At 68.1% G+C, this 15561-nt stretch carries 15 protein-coding genes; 9 read left to right on the forward strand and 6 right to left on the reverse strand.

The window, feature by feature from the left end; genetic code table 11:
- Positions 1-110: 110 nt before the first annotated feature.
- From JK358_RS06335 to JK358_RS06360, 6 genes are all read left to right on the forward strand, one after another.
- The gene (locus JK358_RS06335) at positions 111-941 is read left to right on the forward strand and encodes an alpha/beta fold hydrolase (protein WP_201944732.1); all 831 of its coding nucleotides are present in this window, start codon (positions 111-113) and stop codon (positions 939-941) included.
- A 31-nt stretch (positions 942-972) separates the two neighbouring features.
- Positions 973-1863: an alpha/beta fold hydrolase gene (locus tag JK358_RS06340; RefSeq protein WP_201944734.1), complete on the forward strand. Its 891-nt coding sequence runs from the start codon at positions 973-975 to the stop codon at positions 1861-1863.
- A gap of 137 nt (positions 1864-2000) precedes the next feature.
- The gene (locus JK358_RS06345; RefSeq protein ID WP_201944736.1) at positions 2001-3437 is read left to right on the forward strand and encodes a GuaB1 family IMP dehydrogenase-related protein; all 1437 of its coding nucleotides are present in this window, start codon (positions 2001-2003) and stop codon (positions 3435-3437) included.
- Positions 3438-3718: 281 nt separating this feature from the next.
- On the forward strand, positions 3719-5095 hold the full coding sequence (locus JK358_RS06350) for a hemolysin family protein (RefSeq protein ID WP_201945209.1): 1377 nt from the start codon (positions 3719-3721) through the stop codon (positions 5093-5095).
- The gene (locus JK358_RS06355; RefSeq protein ID WP_201944738.1) at positions 5088-6152 is read left to right on the forward strand and encodes a hemolysin family protein; all 1065 of its coding nucleotides are present in this window, start codon (positions 5088-5090) and stop codon (positions 6150-6152) included. Before JK358_RS06350 ends, JK358_RS06355 begins: the two co-directional genes overlap by 8 nt.
- A 3-nt stretch (positions 6153-6155) precedes the next feature.
- Positions 6156-7064: a 3-methyladenine DNA glycosylase gene (locus tag JK358_RS06360; protein WP_201944740.1), complete on the forward strand. Its 909-nt coding sequence runs from the start codon at positions 6156-6158 to the stop codon at positions 7062-7064.
- Positions 7065-7088: 24 nt separating this feature from the next.
- On the opposite strand, the gene JK358_RS06365 is transcribed toward JK358_RS06360, so the two are convergent.
- Positions 7089-7583: a hypothetical protein gene (locus tag JK358_RS06365; protein ID WP_201944742.1), complete on the reverse strand. Its 495-nt coding sequence runs from the start codon at positions 7581-7583 to the stop codon at positions 7089-7091.
- A 222-nt stretch (positions 7584-7805) separates the two neighbouring features.
- Between JK358_RS06365 and JK358_RS06370 the strand changes: the two genes are divergently transcribed.
- Positions 7806-8432, forward strand: a complete 627-nt coding sequence (locus tag JK358_RS06370; protein ID WP_372440626.1) for a DUF305 domain-containing protein — start codon at positions 7806-7808, stop codon at positions 8430-8432.
- 79 nt (positions 8433-8511) lie between these two features.
- On the forward strand, positions 8512-9333 hold the full coding sequence (locus tag JK358_RS06375) for a PaaI family thioesterase (protein WP_201944749.1): 822 nt from the start codon (positions 8512-8514) through the stop codon (positions 9331-9333).
- A 46-nt stretch (positions 9334-9379) separates the two neighbouring features.
- On the opposite strand, the gene JK358_RS06380 is transcribed toward JK358_RS06375, so the two are convergent.
- Together JK358_RS06380 and JK358_RS06385 are read right to left on the reverse strand one after the other, a co-directional pair.
- On the reverse strand, positions 9380-9880 hold the full coding sequence (locus JK358_RS06380) for a DM13 domain-containing protein (RefSeq protein ID WP_307817334.1): 501 nt from the start codon (positions 9878-9880) through the stop codon (positions 9380-9382).
- Positions 9881-10011: 131 nt separating this feature from the next.
- A complete protein-coding gene (locus JK358_RS06385) occupies positions 10012-10530 on the reverse strand; it encodes a MarR family winged helix-turn-helix transcriptional regulator (RefSeq protein ID WP_201945211.1) in 519 nt (172 codons plus the stop codon).
- Positions 10531-10659: 129 nt separating this feature from the next.
- Between JK358_RS06385 and JK358_RS06390 the strand changes: the two genes are divergently transcribed.
- Positions 10660-12810 (forward strand): MMPL family transporter, encoded by a 2151-nt coding sequence (locus JK358_RS06390; protein ID WP_307817335.1) that lies wholly within the window; start codon positions 10660-10662, stop codon positions 12808-12810.
- Positions 12811-12834: 24 nt separating this feature from the next.
- On the opposite strand, the gene JK358_RS06395 is transcribed toward JK358_RS06390, so the two are convergent.
- Genes JK358_RS06395 through JK358_RS06405 form a run of 3 tightly spaced genes read right to left on the reverse strand, consistent with a single transcriptional unit; the run spans position 12835 to position 15507 of the window.
- A complete protein-coding gene (locus tag JK358_RS06395; protein ID WP_201944755.1) occupies positions 12835-14124 on the reverse strand; it encodes an acyl-CoA dehydrogenase family protein in 1290 nt (429 codons plus the stop codon).
- Between the two features lie 10 nt (positions 14125-14134).
- The gene (locus tag JK358_RS06400) at positions 14135-14764 is read right to left on the reverse strand and encodes a TetR/AcrR family transcriptional regulator (RefSeq protein ID WP_307817336.1); all 630 of its coding nucleotides are present in this window, start codon (positions 14762-14764) and stop codon (positions 14135-14137) included.
- Positions 14761-15507 carry an SDR family NAD(P)-dependent oxidoreductase gene (locus JK358_RS06405; protein WP_201944757.1) on the reverse strand — a complete coding sequence of 249 codons (747 nt, stop codon included), beginning with the start codon at positions 15505-15507 and terminating at the stop codon, positions 14761-14763. The genes JK358_RS06400 and JK358_RS06405 overlap by 4 nt, the downstream gene beginning before the upstream one ends.
- Positions 15508-15561: the final 54 nt, after the last annotated feature.

Here is a 15561-nt window from a genome sequence, read left to right on the forward strand (position 1 = left end):
CGCGTGGGAGGTCGGTGAATATTTACTCTGCGCCGGATCAGGATCGGTGCAATGACATTGCCGCTGAACGCAATTGACTGCGGCGATACCGCGAGGAAAGGCATCGACACATGCAGACCGTTACCACTGCGGCCGGGATCGAGCTGGCCTTCGACAGAATCGAGGGGGCGGGGTCGGGTACCGTGATTCTCGTCGGCGGAGCATTCAGCTACCGCGCCTTCCCGAAAATGGTTGAGCTGGCCCGGAAATTGGCGGACGACCACGGGCTCACGGTGATCAATTACGACCGGCGGGGACGGGGAGACAGCACCGATTCGCCGGGGGTCTACGACGTCGAGAACGAAATCGATGATCTCGCAGCACTTGCCGGGGTGATCGGCGGGGAGGTCGCGCTGTTCGGCTGGTCCTCGGGAGCGGGGCTCGCGCTGCTCGCCGCCGGGTCGGGCCGGGTTCCGGGGCTCGTCGCGGTGGTGGCGTTCGAGCCGCCGTTCGTGGTGGATCACGAGAACTTCGTTCCCCCAGCCGATCTCGAACCGACCCTGCACGCGCTGATCGCCGCCGACCGGCGGGCCGAGGTGGTGCGGTACTACATGACCCGGGGCATGGGTATGCCGCGAATCCTCGCGGGCATCATGCGGTTCACGCCCATGTGGAAGAACCTGCTGGCCACCGCCCCGGCCACCGCACACGACTGGGCGATCATGGGCCGGTTCATGCGGGGCGAACCCCTGGTATCGGCCCAGTGGTCGGAGGTACGCGTACCGACACTGGTCATTTCGGGAGCGAAGAGCGGTGCGCTGCTGCGAAAGGCGGCGCGCGCCATTACCGCCGTCCTGCCCGATGCCCGGCACGAGGAATTGCCGAAGCTCAGTCACAATCCCGATATCGGCATCCTCACACCGCCCGCGGGCGTATTCCTCGAAAAGCAGTTCGCCCACTGAATTTCATCGAAGCAAGAGAGAAAACGCAATTATGAAAACAGGTCTCAAGGCATGTGCCGCAGCGCTGTTGACCGCACTGCTCGTGTCCGGTTGTGGCACGGACACTGAGAATTCGGCCGGCCCGTCCACCACACAATCGCGGACCGCGGACGCGCCGAGCGCCGACGGCACCGGTTTCTACGCCGAAATAGGCGGCAACAGAATCTATTACGCCAGCCAGGGCACCGGGCGACCGCTGATTCTCCTGCACGGCGGCCTGATCAGCAGTGAACCCACCTTCGGCGCTCTGGTTCCCGAACTGGCGAAGTCCCGCAGGGTGATCACGGTCGATCTGCAGGCCCACGGCCGCACCCCGGATTTCGATCGCCCGATGGGATTCGAATCGATGGCCGACGATATCGCCGGTCTGATCGGCCATCTCGGGCTCGGCCAGGCCGATGTGCTCGGCTACTCCCTGGGCGGCGGCGTGGCCCTGCAGATCGCGACCCGGCACCCGGATCAGGTGAGCGCCCTCGGCGTCGTCTCCGCGCCCTATCGCTCGGACGGATGGCTGCCGGAGATGCGCGCGGGCATGGCCGCCATGGACGCCGAAGCCATGCGCTCGACGCCGATGTACCAGATCTATACGGGTGTCGCCCCCGATCCGAACGGCTGGACGGCCCTGGTCACCAAGACGCGCCAGCTCCTGGTCACCGACTACGACTGGACCGCGCAGCTGCCGGCCGTCAAGGCTCCCACCCTGGTCCTGACCGCCGAATCGGATGCCCTCCGCCGTGAGCACGCCGTCGACATGGTGGCCAGGCTGGGGAAAACCGCGCGCCTGGAAGTGATCCCGGCCACCACCCACTACGACATCATGAGCCGGACCGATCTGCTCACGCCGGTGCTCACCGGTTTCTTCGGCGGCACGGCTGGACGCTAGCTGTTCCGGGGCCGACTACACTGGTGCGTTGCATGCGTGACACCAGGTAGCGGCCTTCGGGCTATTTCGTGCAATTACCTGCTATCGAAGCATGGAGAACACGAATACCCACGTCGATCCATGAGGCGGCAAACAACGTGCAGTTTCTTCCTGGGCAGAACCCGCCCTACGACCTGACCTATGACGATGTCTTCCTGGTCCCCAGCCGGACGGATGTGACGTCCCGGTTCGACGTCGATCTCTCCACGAGCGACGGCACCGGCACCACCATCCCGATCGTGGTCGCGAATATGACCGCGGTGTCCGGCCGTCGTATGGCCGAGACGGTCGCGCGCCGCGGCGGCATCGTGGTGCTGCCGCAGGATCTGCCGATCGCGGCGGCCGCCGACACCATCGCCTTCGTGAAGAGCCGCTCGCTGACCGCCGACACGCCGGTGACGCTGGATCCGGAGCAGTCCGTCTCGGACGCGCTGGCCCTGATCCACAAGCGCGCGCACGGCGCGGTCATCGTGGTGGACAACGGTAAGCCGGTCGGTGTGGTGACCGAGCAGTCCTGCTCCGACGTGGACCGTTTCGCCCGGCTGAGCACTGTGGCGGACACCAATTTCGTGACCGCCGCGGCCGATGCCGAGCCGCGCGAGATCTTCGACCTGCTCTACGCCAAGCACGCGAATCTGGCCGTGCTGGTGCACGCCGACGGCAGCCTCGCGGGTGTCATGACCCGCACCGGCGCGGTCCGCGCGGGCATCTATCAGCCGGCCGTGGACGCGCAGGGCAAGCTGCGCATCGCCGCCGCGGTCGGCATCAACGGCGACGTCCCGGCCAAGGCCAAGGCCCTGGTCGACGCGGGCGCCGATGTGCTGGTCATGGATACCGCGCACGGGCATCAGTCCAAGATGATCGAGGCGCTGCGTTCGGTGGCGGCCCTGGACCTGGGCGTGCCGCTGGTGGCGGGCAATGTGGTCTCGGCCGCGGGCACCCGCGACCTGATCGAGGCCGGTGCGGACATCATCAAGGTGGGTGTCGGCCCCGGCGCCATGTGCACCACCCGCATGATGACCGGCGTGGGCCGCCCGCAGCTGTCGGCTGTGGCCGAGTGTGCCGCCGCCGCAAAGGAATTCGGCAAGCACGTGTGGGCCGACGGCGGCGTCCGCCACCCGCGTGACGTGGCGCTGGCGCTGGCCGTGGGCGCGGCCAATGTGATGGTCGGCTCGTGGTTCGCGGGCACCTACGAGTCGCCCGGCGATCTGCGCATCGACCGCGACGGCAACCGCTACAAGGAGTCGTTCGGCATGGCGTCCAAGCGGGCCGTCGCGGCGCGCACCGCCACCGATTCCGCCTTCGATCGGGCCCGTAAGGCGCTGTTCGAGGAGGGCATCTCCTCCTCGCGCATGCGGCTGGATCCCGAGCGTCCCGGTGTCGAGGATCTGCTCGACCACATCACCTCCGGCGTGCGCAGTTCCTGCACCTACGCGGGCGCGCGCACCCTCGCGGAGTTCAACGAGCGCGCCATCCTGGGTGTGCAGTCGGCCGCCGGTTTCGCCGAGGGCCGTCCGCTGCCGTCGGGCTGGTAACCAGCGAATCGGACGAACCCGGCGGAGTCCCGTGCGGACCCGCCGGTTTCCCGCGTCCGGACCGGTCGCGCACTCCTGGACAGGTTCCCGGTAGCATGGGCGCTACCGGAGCCTGATCATCTCGATCTCCGCTCCCTCACGAGCACCATGTCACCCTGCGAAAGGAACCAGTTGTCACCCGCGTCCGAGGGCGCCGCACAGGAGGGCTCCTCTACCGAGCCGGGTGACAAACCCGGCGCAACCGTTGACCAGCCACCCCGAATATCCGGGTGGTGCTGACAGTGTCAGTCGTGCTCACCATCGCAAGCCTGCTCGGCTTCATCGCGCTCACCGCGGGCACCGCACTGTTCGTGGCGGCCGAATTCTCGCTCACCGCACTGGAACGCAGCACCGTGGAGGCGCACGCCCGCGAGGGCGATATGCGGGCCCGGCAGGTACGCCAGGCGCATCGCACCCTGTCCTTCCAATTGTCCGGCGCACAGCTGGGCATCACCATCACCACGCTCATCACCGGCTATATCGCCGAACCTGTGCTGGCCCGCCTGCTGGAGCCCGCCTTCGGCGCGATCGGGCTGGAAGGCCCTGCCGTGCACGGCGTTTCGCTGGCGCTGGCGCTGATTCTGGCGACCTCGCTGTCCATGATCTACGGCGAGCTGGTGCCCAAGAACATCGCCATCGCGGCGCCGCTGTCCACGGCGCGCTGGACGGCCGGGCCGATGATCGCCTTCTCGACGGTCTTCGGCTGGATGATCAATTTCCTGAACGGGGCGGCCAACTGGGCCGTGCGCCGTATGGGCATCGAACCGGCCGAGGAATTGCGGTCGGCGCGGTCTCCGCAGGAGCTGGGGTCGCTGGTGCGCACCTCGGCGCTGCACGGTGCGCTGGATCAGCGCACCGCCCAATTGGTGGACCGCTCACTGCAATTCGGTGATCGCAGTGCGGAGGAGCTGATGACCCCGCGCGTGAAGATCGAGGCGCTGGATCGCGACGCCACCATCGCCGATCTCATCTGCGCCGCCCACGACACCGGGTTCTCGCGCTTCCCGGTCATCGAGGGCGATCTCGACAACACGCTCGGCGTCGTGCACATCAAACAGGCGTTCCTGCACCCGGTGTCGGCGCGCCGCACCGTCAAGCTGAAGGACATCGCGCAGCCGGTGCCGATCGTGCCCGCGTCCCTGGACGGTGACGAGGTGCTCGAGCGGGTGCGCGCCGACGGCATGCAGGTGGCGCTGGTGGTCGACGAGTACGGCGGCACCGCCGGCATCGTCACCATGGAGGACATCATCGAGGAGATCCTCGGCGATGTCCGCGACGAGCACGACGAGGAGGAACTCGACGTGCGCCGCACCCCGACCGGCTGGAACTGCTCGGGCCTGCTGCGCATCGACGAGGTCTCGCGCACAACGGGTTACAACGCACCCGAAGGGGAATACGAAACCCTGGGCGGGCTGGTGCTGGAGCGACTCGGCCGCATCCCGGTGGCCGGGGACGAGGTGCTGCTGCCGCAGCCGGGCAATCACCCGACCTTCGATCCGCACACCCGAGGCGGATGGATAGCCAAGGTGGAGCGCATGGACGGCCGCCGCATCGACCGCGTCCTGCTGCGGCCGGTGGACGCCGACGCCCTCGCGATCTGGGAGCACAGCCATGGGTGACGTGTACGCGATCCTGCTCACGGTATTCCTGCTGCTGGGCAACGCCTTCTTCGTGGGCGCGGAGTTCGCGCTCATCTCCGCGCGCCGCGACCGCCTGGAAGCCCTTGCGGCACAGGGCAAGCGCAGCGCCAACACGGTGATCGAGGCGGCGCAGAACCTGTCCATGATGCTGGCGGCGGCGCAGCTGGGCATCACCATCTGCTCCATCCTGCTGGGCCGCGTCGGCGAACCGGCGGTGGCGCATCTGCTGGAGGGCCCGTTCGATCTGCTCGGCGTGCCCGACTCGCTGCTGCATCCGATCTCGTTCGCGCTGGCGCTGACCATCGTGGTGATCCTGCACATCCTGCTCGGCGAGATGATTCCGAAGAACATCGCGCTGGCCGGGCCGGAACGCACCGCGCTGCTGCTGGTTCCGCTGCATCTGGCGTGGCTGCGGCTGGCGCGGCCGCTCATCGCCGTCTACAACCTGGCGGCGAACCTCACGCTGCGGATGCTGCGCATCGAGCCGAAGGACGAGCTGGATTCCACGGTGTCGGAGGTGGAATTGGCCGAGATGTTCGGCGAATCCCACTCCGAGGGCCTGCTGGACAAGGAGGAGCACCGTCGCCTCACCCAGGCGCTGGGCTCCTCGGACCGGATCGTCGCCGACATCATGGTCCCGCTGGCGAAGACCCGGTCGGTCCCGCTGCGCGGGGACGGCACCACCCTCGGCGATATCGAATCCGCGGTCGCCGAAACGGGTTTCTCCCGCTACCCGGTGCGCGCCGAGGACGGTTCCCTGGTCGGCTACCTGCACGTCAAGGATGTCCTCGACCTGGTGGCCGACGACGACGCGGGCCCGGCCACGCCGATCCCCCGCACCGATATCCGCCCCCTGCCGACGGTGAGCATGGGCACCACCCTCTTCGAGGCCCTGGCCCGCCTGCGCCGCACCAACTCCCATCTCGGCCGGGTGGTCGACAGCCGCGGCAACACCGTCGGCATCGCCGCCCTCGAGGATCTGGTGGAGGAATTCGTCGGCACCGTCCGCGACGCCACCCACCGCATCGCCGAGTAGTTCATGAACACCGTTGACCTGCACCTGCTCTCGGGCCCGGACTGGCGGGCCCGGGCAGCCGCCCACCGCGCCCGGGTGGAGGCCCTCGTCGGCCCCTACCTGGCGCGGCGGGCGGAAGGCTCGAAACATCCGGTGATCGACTTCCTGTTCACCTACTACGGCCACAAGCCCGCCCAGCTCAAACGCTGGCACCCGGGCTTCGGGGTGGCGCTGACACAGGCCCGCGACTACGCGGATTTCCGCGGCTACCACCAGGTCTCGCCGTCACCGGAGAGCACGGCCTGGACCGCCGACCCGAGCTTCCTCGACAAGCGCCGCGACACCATCGAATTCGTCGCGAAACTCCTGGAGTCCACCGCGACGCGCCCCACGCAGCTCTCCTGTTTCGGCCTGCACGAGTGGGCCATGGTCTACAAAACCGACGACGTCCGCCACCAGCAGGTCCCCCTGCGCCTGGGCAGCGCCGGCACCGACGCGGTCGTCGAATCGATGCAGCTGCGCTGCACCCACTTCGACGCCTTCCGCTTCTTCACCCCCGCCGCCGTCCCTCTCAATATCGAACCGCTCACCCGCGCCGACCAGATCGACCGCGAACAGCCCGGCTGCCTGCACGCCAACATGGATTTGTACAAGTGGGGCTTCAAACTGACCCCCCTGATCGACTCCGACCTCCTGTTCGACTGCTTCGAACTGGCCTGCGCCGCCCGCGAACTCGACATGAAAGCCAGCCCCTACGACCTCCTCGACTACGGCTACGACCCGATCCGCATCGAAACCCCCTCCGGCCGAGCCGAATACGTCCGCGCCCAAGCCGACATCGTCGCCCGCGCCGAACCCCTCCGCGCCCGCCTGCTCACCGCCTGCCGCGACCTGCTGGCGGCCACCGGGAGCGCCGAGCGGCACTCGACGTGATGGATCTGCCGCTGTAGCAACCGATCAGGGTTGGCCGAGCATCAGGCCGCGTGGGACTACGCGGACGAAGCTGGTGTCGGCGTTGGGGATTCGGTTGTCGACGGCCTTGCAGCCGATGGTGACCGGGCCCGGTGCCGCGCCGACGGTCCAGAGGGGCATCCAGGTGCCGCCGTGTGCGGCCTCTTCGGGTTGGGCGTCGGCGGGCGGTGGGAGGAGTTCGAGCGCCGTGCCGGATTCGGTGACCGCGGTGCAGGTGAGGTCCGCGGCGGTCCAGTCGCGCAGACCCTTGATGTCGAGGACGGCATCGGCGGGGGCGATGACGACCTTGGTCTGGCCGAGGGGGATGCGGGTGCCGCCGTTGGGCTCACCGGGGTCGTCGCCGTCGTTCGTCACCGTGGTCGGCGCCGTGGTGGACGTCGTCGCGGCGGCGGTGTCTTTGTTATCGTCCTTCGAGCAGCCGGTGAGGGCCAGTGCGGGAATCGCGGTGGCGAGCAGGAGCAGGCTTGCGTTTCTGATCATCGAATCCTCCGGGGATGGGGTGACACAGAGCGAGCAGATGCACTGTATATCGCTGAAATCGGACATTTCTGTTACTGAGAGTTACCTGTAAATTCGGACTCGGTGCGGTCTCGGCATGTCGCTTTCACAACTACGCGACCGGCCGATTTATGCGTTATGGTTTCGAGATGTAACCGTGACCACAGGGCGCGGCAAGGGCTGGGACGACGCTGGAGTGGGAACGTGAACACCGGACGCTGGATACGCGCGGGACTGCTCGGCATGCTCGCGCTGCTACTGATCGCCTCCGGAATCATGCTGCGGCCATACGTGATCCCGGAGGATCATTCCGCGCCGCCGGTGCTCACGCCCACCGAGGTCGGATTCGCCCAGGACATGGTGTCGCACCATCAGCAGGCGCTGATCATGGTGCAGCGCTTGGATTCCGGCGTCGATCCGAGTATCCGGCTACTGGCACAGCAGATTTCGGATGCCCAGCACGTGGAGATCGGCACCATGCTCGGCTGGCTGCGCCTGGCCAACGCCTCGACCACATCCGCGCATCCGATGGCGTGGATGGGCGACGACCATGCGGGACACCATGATTCGGATGCCACCATGCCCGGAATGGCCACCACCGAACAGCTCGACGCGCTCTCGGCGGCACGGGGTGAGGCGGCGGAAACCCTATTCGTGCAACTCATGCTGCGCCATCACACCGGCGGGGTGAGCATGGCCGAGGCCGCCGACGAACTGCTCGAATCCGGTCCGGTGAAGGAGACCGTGCGCGGCATGATCACCGAGCAGAGCCAGGAGGCCGGGCTCATGATGGTCATCCTGGCGCAGCGCGGGGCAGCGCCACTGTCCTGATCCCGTTCGCCGATCCGTCACCGGGCTCGGTATCGTCGATCTCGAACGGCCGACGAGCCGGGAGAGGTTGATTCACAGCATGATCGACGCACGGCCCCTCACCATTGCCGATCACGTGCACGGATATCCGGATATCGCGTTCGGCGGGTACGTCGCGGGTCTGCTCGCCGCCCACAGCACCACCGACCTCGCCGCCCGCAGCACCACCGATCTCCCCGGCCACGCCACCATCGCTCGGGCCGACCACAGTTCCACCGATCACGACCCGGCTGCTGGAATACCCGCGATGCGTGTGGATTTCCGCCGTGCCGTGTCGGTCGGCGCACCCCTGCTGCTCCAGACGACCGGCGACGGCCGCGCGGTGCTGGCCGACGCGGGCGGCATGCTGCTCGTGGAAGCCGCGGCGTCGTCGTTGGCGGTCACCCCCCGGCCCGCGCCCTCATGGGACGATGCGAAGACCGCCACCGAGGCCGCGCTCACCTCGCCGAAACGGGTGGTGACGGACTGCTACGGCTGCGGCGTGCTGTGCGAACCCGGTCGCGGGCTGCGATTGTTCCCGTGGTCGACGCCGGACGGCACCCTCATGGCGGCGGCCTGGACGCCCGACGCCGCACTGGCGGATGAGAATGGCGAGGTGACCACCGCGAATGTGTGGTCGGCGCTGGACTGCCCCGGCGGGATCGCCGCGTGGGTGTTCTCCAAGATGGGCCAGGGCGCGTTCACCGCCGCGCTCACGGCCACCCAGGTGCGCCCGGTGCTCGCGGGTGCCGATTACATCTCGCATGCCTGGTCGATCGGGCAGGATGGGCGCAAACACACTGTGGGCGTGGCACTTTCCACCGCCGACGGCGAGCTGTGCGCGCTCGCCGAGGCGCTGTGGATCGAACCACGCACGGCCTGACCGGCTTTCGCTCGCCGGCGGCGTGATCGCCGCTCGAGCACCGGCGCTAGGCCGCCTTCAGCTCCGCCGCGCCGAAGGAGACGTGGAAGCGCACGCACCAGATGCTGACGCTGCCGAGCTGCGCCAGGTCGACCTCAGCGGGAATCTCGTAGTTCTGGGATCCCTTGTTGCCCTTGAGCTTTCCGATATCGGCGTACTGGCCGTCGTCGAAGACGAACCAGCCGTCGCGGCCCTCGACGACGGCGGCGTCGCTGAGGTACACGCGCAGGTCCGGCCCGTCGCTGGTGTCGAGATCCTCCAGTCGCAGGACGCGGCGGCCGTCGGCGAGCCGCAAGACCGAGACGGTGCCGCTGGTTTCGTGCTCGTGCGAGATCAGCGTGCCGGTGTAGAGCGTGCGCGGCTCGGATACCGCGGAAGCGGATACACCGGGTGTCGCGGGAGCGGTCGCGGTGGGCACCGCCTCCACAACGGTCTTGCTGGTGAACAGCTTCCAGGGGGCGGCGTACACCGTGCCGACCGCCAGGACGACCACCAGTATGCCCGTCACCACCCACGTGATCGGCGATCGAACGATCCTTCGCACCCGTGACATGGGCAGCCTCCTCAGACCTGTTGCACCTGATCGAACCGCACCGGCGGCGCGAGTGCCAGGCCATTCGCCGCCCCGTCACACCTCCGTCACATCTCGGCGCCCGGGACCGCCGGTGCCGAATTCGCGGCCGGGTCGGCAGGCGTCGCGTTCGCCGGCATGGTGACGGCATCGAAATGAGCGCGCAGCGCCTCGATCACCGCGCCCAATACGCGATGGGTCGCGTCGAGTTCGGCATCGGAGAATCCGTCCATAGCGGCGCGGGTGCGCCTGCCGAGGGGCAGGAAGAAATTCTCGGCCGCGGCCCGACCGGCGTCGTCGTGGTGCAGGATGACGCGGCGGCGGTCGCCCGGATCGGCGGCGCGGCGCAGATGGCCGGATTCGCTCATGCGCTCCACCAGATAGGTCACCGCGGGCGAGGACATGCCCATCAGCTTGCCCAGCTGGCCCGGGGTGAGGGGGCGGTCCTCGAATTCCGCGGTGGCGACGTGCAGCAGGGCACGGAAGTCGTTGGGGCGCAGGTTTTCCGATCGGGCGAAGGCGTGACCGAGTTGCTCGGAGACGGCGGTCAGCGCACGCAGGTCGGCGGCGATCTCACGCTCGAGCATCGCACGCTCGTCCGCCGTGGCCGATCCGGTCGGGGCGGGCGTCGAATCGCGTTCAGTCACTCGGCCAGCCTAAACCGGCGACCGATTCTCTCCGTTGCTTAACATTTAAGAATCTGAGATATTTGCCGCGTGAGGATCTGGGATCGATACGCGGCCCTTGTCACCGGCCGCAGGTCGTGGCTGGTGCTGGTACTACTGTTCGTCGCCGCCGGCGCCCTGATGGCAGGACTCGGCGGCAACGACTCCGCGGGTTCTGCCCCACGATCCCTCCCCGACACCGCCGAATCCGTGCGCATCGACGCGGCGCTGCGACAGTTTCCCGACGCCGGTTCCGCCCCGGCCATCGTCGTGACGACCCGGGCCGACGGCGGCGTCCTGAGCGACGCCGACCGTGCCGCCGCGGCTGCCGCGGTGACACGTGCAGCAACCGGCGCGGCCACCTCACAAACGCCCGCGGCGCGGACTCCCGAGGACAAGGCCGCGCAGATATCCGCGCAGGACGGCCGGGCGGTGATCGCGCAGATTCCGATTCCCGCCGAGCTCAACGGTTTTCCGCTCGTCGAGCGGATCGAGCAGCTGCGCCGGGACGCTCGCGACGGGCTGCCCGCCGAGTTGACGCTCGAGGTCACCGGTGGCCCGGCCTTCGCGGCCGATATCGCCGACTCGTTCTCGGGCGCGAATGCCACCCTGCTGGCGGTGACCGCGATCGTGGTGGCGGCGCTGCTGATCCTGACCTACCGCTCGCCGGTGCTGTGGCTGCTGCCGCTGCTGATCATCGGACTGGCCGATCGGGTGGCGATCGGGGTCGGCGGTGGGCTGGCCGGCGCGACCGGGCTGACCTTCGACGGGTCCACCTCGGGTATCACCAGTGTGCTCGTCTTCGGCGCGGGCACGAATTACGCGCTCCTGCTGGTGTCGCGCTATCGCGATGAACTGCATCGTGAGTCCGATCACCGGCTCGCCCTGCGGCAGGCCGTGCGGCGGGCCGGTCCCGCGATCGTGGCCAGCAATCTGACCGTGGTCGCGGCGCTGCTGGTGCTCGCCCTCGCCACCGTGCCCTCCACCCGCAGCCTGGGTGTGCTGGCGGCGGCGGGACTGCTGGCGGCCGTGGTGTTCGTCCTGGCAGGACTGCCACCCGCACTGGCGCTGTGCGGCCGGAAGGTGTTCTGGCCCTTCGTGCCCCGTCCCGACGGCACCGTGCTGGCCGAGCAGGGCATCTGGCACACCATCGCGACTCGGGTCACCGCGCGGCCGGTGCCGGTCCTGCTGTCGGCCACGGCCGCGCTCGCGGTGTGCGCGGCCGGACTGCTCACCGTCGACGTCGGACTCTCACAGACCGAGCAATTCCGGCTGCGCGCCGAATCGGTCACCGGATTCGACACTCTCGCAACCTATTTCCCCGGCGGCACCGCCGACCAGACGGTCGTGGTAGCTCGCGCCGACGCCGCCGAGGCCGTCCAGGCCCGACTCAGCGCGCAGCCCGGCGTAGTTCGCGCCGCACAGACCGGCACCACGAGAACCGACAACGCGCCCAACGATTCCGCGCCTCCGGGCACCACGCCCATCGAGTTGGCGCGGTGGGCGGTGGTTCTGGATGCTGCTCCGGGCTCGGATCGTTCCGCCGAGCTGATCGGGGATCTGCGGGCGAGCTTGGCCGCGGTTCCCGATGCGGAGGCGCTGGTGGGCGGTGGTGATGCGCGTGCGCTCGATGCGAGTTCGGCGGCGGCGCGGGATCAACGGGTCGTCGTCCCGTTGATTCTGGTCGTGGTGTGTCTGATTCTGCTGGTCGTGCTGCGCGCGGTCCCGGCCGCGCTGCTGTTGATCACGGTGACCGTGCTGAGTGCACTGGCCGCGCTCGGGCTGGGCAGTTGGATCGGCGTGCATCTGGCGGGGTTCCCGGCGCTGGATACGAGTGTGCCGCTGTTCGCGTTCCTGTTCCTGGTCGCGCTGGGTGTCGACTACACGATCTTCCTGACCACCCGGGCGCTGGAGGAGACGCCGGCGCACGGCACCACCGAGGGCATGGTGCGCGCCGTCTCCGCCACCGGGGCGGTCATCACCAGCGCGGGTCTGGTGCTCGCGGCGGTGTTCGCGGTGCTGGGCGTGCTGCCGCTGATCACGCTCACCCAGCTCGGCATCGTCGTCGGAATCGGTATCGTGCTGGATACTTTCGTGGTTCGCACGTTGATCATTCCGGCACTGTTCCGGCTGGTGGGTCCGCGTATCTGGTGGCCGAGCACCCCGGACGCGGCCGCGGAGCCCGCGACCGCGCCGAGGTGATCTCGCGACGGGTTGTGCCCTCGCTCAGAGGTTTCCGACGGTGTGCTCGAGGCGCTGGGCGACCAGCTCCCGCGCCTTCTCCCGCAGGGCGGGCCGGAAACCACTGGGGTACACCGGGTCGCCCGGCTCGTAGTTCTTCAGGATCTCCTTTGCGAGGGTGATCTTGTGGACTTCGGTCGGGCCATCCGCGATGGCCATGACCTGCGCGTAGTTCATCATGTCCACGAACGGCAGATCCGTGCTGACACCGATAGCCCCGTGCAGGTGCATGGCGCGCTGGGCGATGTCGTGCATGACCTTCGGCATGGCCACCTTGATGGCGGCGATGTCGTGGCGGACCTTGCGGTAGTCCTGCTCCTTGTCGATGCGCCAGGCGGTGCGCAGCACCAGCAGCCGGAACTGCTCCATCTCGATCCAGGCTTCGGCGATCTTCTCCTGCGTCATCTGCAGGCCGCCGAGCACGCCCTTGCGCATGGGGCGCGACACCGCGCGCTCGCACATCATGTCGAAAGCCTTGCGCACCATGGCGACCGTGCGCATGGCGTGGTGGACGCGGCCGCCGCCGAGGCGGGTCTGGGCGACGATGAAGCCGAGGCCCTCCGCGCCGAGCAGGGCGTCGGAGGGGACGCGGACGTTCGTGAACTTCAGGTGCCCTTCGTTTTCCGAGAATCCGGGCACGGTGAAGTTGCGGACGATCTCCAGGCCGGGGGTGTCGGCGGGCACGATGAACATCGACAGCCGCTGGTGCGGCGGCGCTTCGGGATCGGTCACCACCATGACGATGTGGAAGGTGGCGAACTCGGCGGCCGAGTTGAACCACTTCTCGCCGTTGATGACCCAGTCGTCGCCGTCACGCACGGCCAAGGTCTTGAACGCGGTCGGATCCGAGCCGCCGGTGGGTTCGGTCATCACATAGCAGGAGCCGATCTCACCATCGAGCAGCGGCTGCAGGTACTTCGCCTTCTGCTCCGGCGTGCCGAAGTGGGCGAGGATCTCGGCGTTGCCGGAATCCGGTGCCTGACAACCGAAGACGAGCGGAGCCCACTTGGAGGTGCCGATGACCTCGTTGAGCAGGGCCAGTTTCACCTGCCCGTAGCCGGGGCCGCCGAGTTCGGGGCCGAGGTGGCAGGCCCACAGGCCCTGCTCTTTCACCTTCTCCTGCAACGGTTTCATGAGCGCGCGGATCTCGGGGTTCTTGCGGTCGTAGGGTTCGGGATAGAGCAGATCCAGCGGCTCCACCTCGGTGCGCACGAACTCCGCGACCCAGTCCAGCTTCTTCTGGTATTCCGGATCGGTGTCGAAATCCCAAGCCATGGTCAGCCTTTCACTTGTTCCGGGTCGTGGCGACGCCGTCGAGGATGGTGGTGATGAGGATGTCGGCGATCTGATCGGGGGTGTAGGCCCCGTCGGTGCGGTACCAGGCGCTCACCATGTTCAGCATGGCGACGAGACTGTTGCCGACGACGTGATCGCTGGTACGCAGCACACCGGCCGCGTGGCCGTCGTCGAGCACGCGCTGCCAGCAGTTCTGGATGCCGTCGCGCAGGTGCGCAAGGTCGCGCTCGCGTTCGGCGGTGAGCGCGCCCGCGTCGCGCAGGGCGATGGCGACCTCGTACTGATGCTCGATGATCAACCGCACGTGGCTGCGAATCAGATTGCGCAGCTTGGTCATCGGATCGTCGTCACCGTCGGCGATGGCGGCGGCCGCCTCGAACATGATCTGGGTGTAGTTGCGCCGGATCTGGAAGAGCAGTTCCTCCTTGGATCCGATGTGGTAGTACAGCGCCCCGCGCTGGATGCCCGCCCGGTCGCCGATCTCGGCGACGCTGGTGGCGTGAAAACCCTTCTCCGCGAACAGTTCCATGGCCGCACGCGTGATCCGCTCGCGGGTCTGCCCCGGGTTCACCTCCGAGGCGGGCGGGCGGCCGCGGCGGCGTACGGGTTGTGCGGTCACCGCCAGCCGCCGTCGAGGTTCAGCACCGAGCCGGTGCAGTAGGCCGAGGCGTCGGAGGCGAAGAACAGTGCGGCCCCGACGATGTCGGCGGGCTGCCCGATGCGGCGCAGAGCGGTGTGCTCGATCATGTAGTCGCGCATCTGCTGCGGCCACGCCTTGGCGATATCGGTGTCGAACGGCCCGCAGCGAATCGTATTGACCCGCACGGCCGGTCCGTAGGTGTGCGCGAGCCCGTTGGCGAGGGTCTCCAGTCCGGCTTTGGCCGCCGCGTACGGCACCGCGAGCGGTTCGGGATGGGTGGCCTCCATGGAGGAGATGTTGATGATCGATCCGCTGCCCGCCTGTGCCATGCGCGCGCCTATCACCGCCGAGAGCCGGAACGCGCCCTTGAGATTGGTGGCGATGATCTTGTCGAACATGGCCTCGGTGACCTGATCCAGACTCGGGTACAGCAGCGACATACCCGCGTTGTTCACCAGCACGTCGACCCGGCCGAATTCGGCGTAGGCGGCGTCGGCGAGCGCGTCGCACTGCTCCCACACGCCCACATTGCAGGCCACCGCGAGCGCCCGTACCCCGTATTTCTCGCGGACCTCGGTGGCTAGTTCGTCACACGAATCGATCTTGCGGCTGGCGATCACGACGTCCGCGCCGGTCGCCGCGAAGGCGAGCACCATTTCGCGCCCGAGCCCCCGGCTGCCGCCGGTGACCACAACGACCTTGCCGGACAACGCTTCTCCCATGCACCGCACCTTCGCATCTCGCGCCGCAGAAATGTTCTGCGCAGTACATTAAAT

It is taken from the genome of Nocardia acididurans, assembly GCF_016741815.1.
Taxonomy (GTDB): domain Bacteria; phylum Actinomycetota; class Actinomycetes; order Mycobacteriales; family Mycobacteriaceae; genus Nocardia; species Nocardia acididurans.

Excerpts from the sequence above, each read along its gene's own strand:
- JK358_RS06335 (WP_201944732.1), top strand. The coding sequence starts at position 111 with ATGCAGACCGTTACCACTGCGGCCGGGATCGAGCTGGCCTTCGACAGA.
- JK358_RS06340 (WP_201944734.1), top strand. The coding sequence starts at position 973 with ATGAAAACAGGTCTCAAGGCATGTGCCGCAGCGCTGTTGACCGCACTG.
- JK358_RS06355 (WP_201944738.1), top strand. The coding sequence starts at position 5,088 with ATGGGTGACGTGTACGCGATCCTGCTCACGGTATTCCTGCTGCTGGGC.
- JK358_RS06360 (WP_201944740.1), top strand. The coding sequence starts at position 6,156 with ATGAACACCGTTGACCTGCACCTGCTCTCGGGCCCGGACTGGCGGGCC.
- JK358_RS06365 (WP_201944742.1), bottom strand. The coding sequence starts at position 7,583 with ATGATCAGAAACGCAAGCCTGCTCCTGCTCGCCACCGCGATTCCCGCA.
- JK358_RS06375 (WP_201944749.1), top strand. The coding sequence starts at position 8,512 with ATGATCGACGCACGGCCCCTCACCATTGCCGATCACGTGCACGGATAT.
- JK358_RS06385 (WP_201945211.1), bottom strand. The coding sequence starts at position 10,530 with ATGCTCGAGCGTGAGATCGCCGCCGACCTGCGTGCGCTGACCGCCGTC.
- JK358_RS06395 (WP_201944755.1), bottom strand. The coding sequence starts at position 14,124 with ATGGCTTGGGATTTCGACACCGATCCGGAATACCAGAAGAAGCTGGAC.
- JK358_RS06405 (WP_201944757.1), bottom strand. The coding sequence starts at position 15,507 with ATGGGAGAAGCGTTGTCCGGCAAGGTCGTTGTGGTCACCGGCGGCAGC.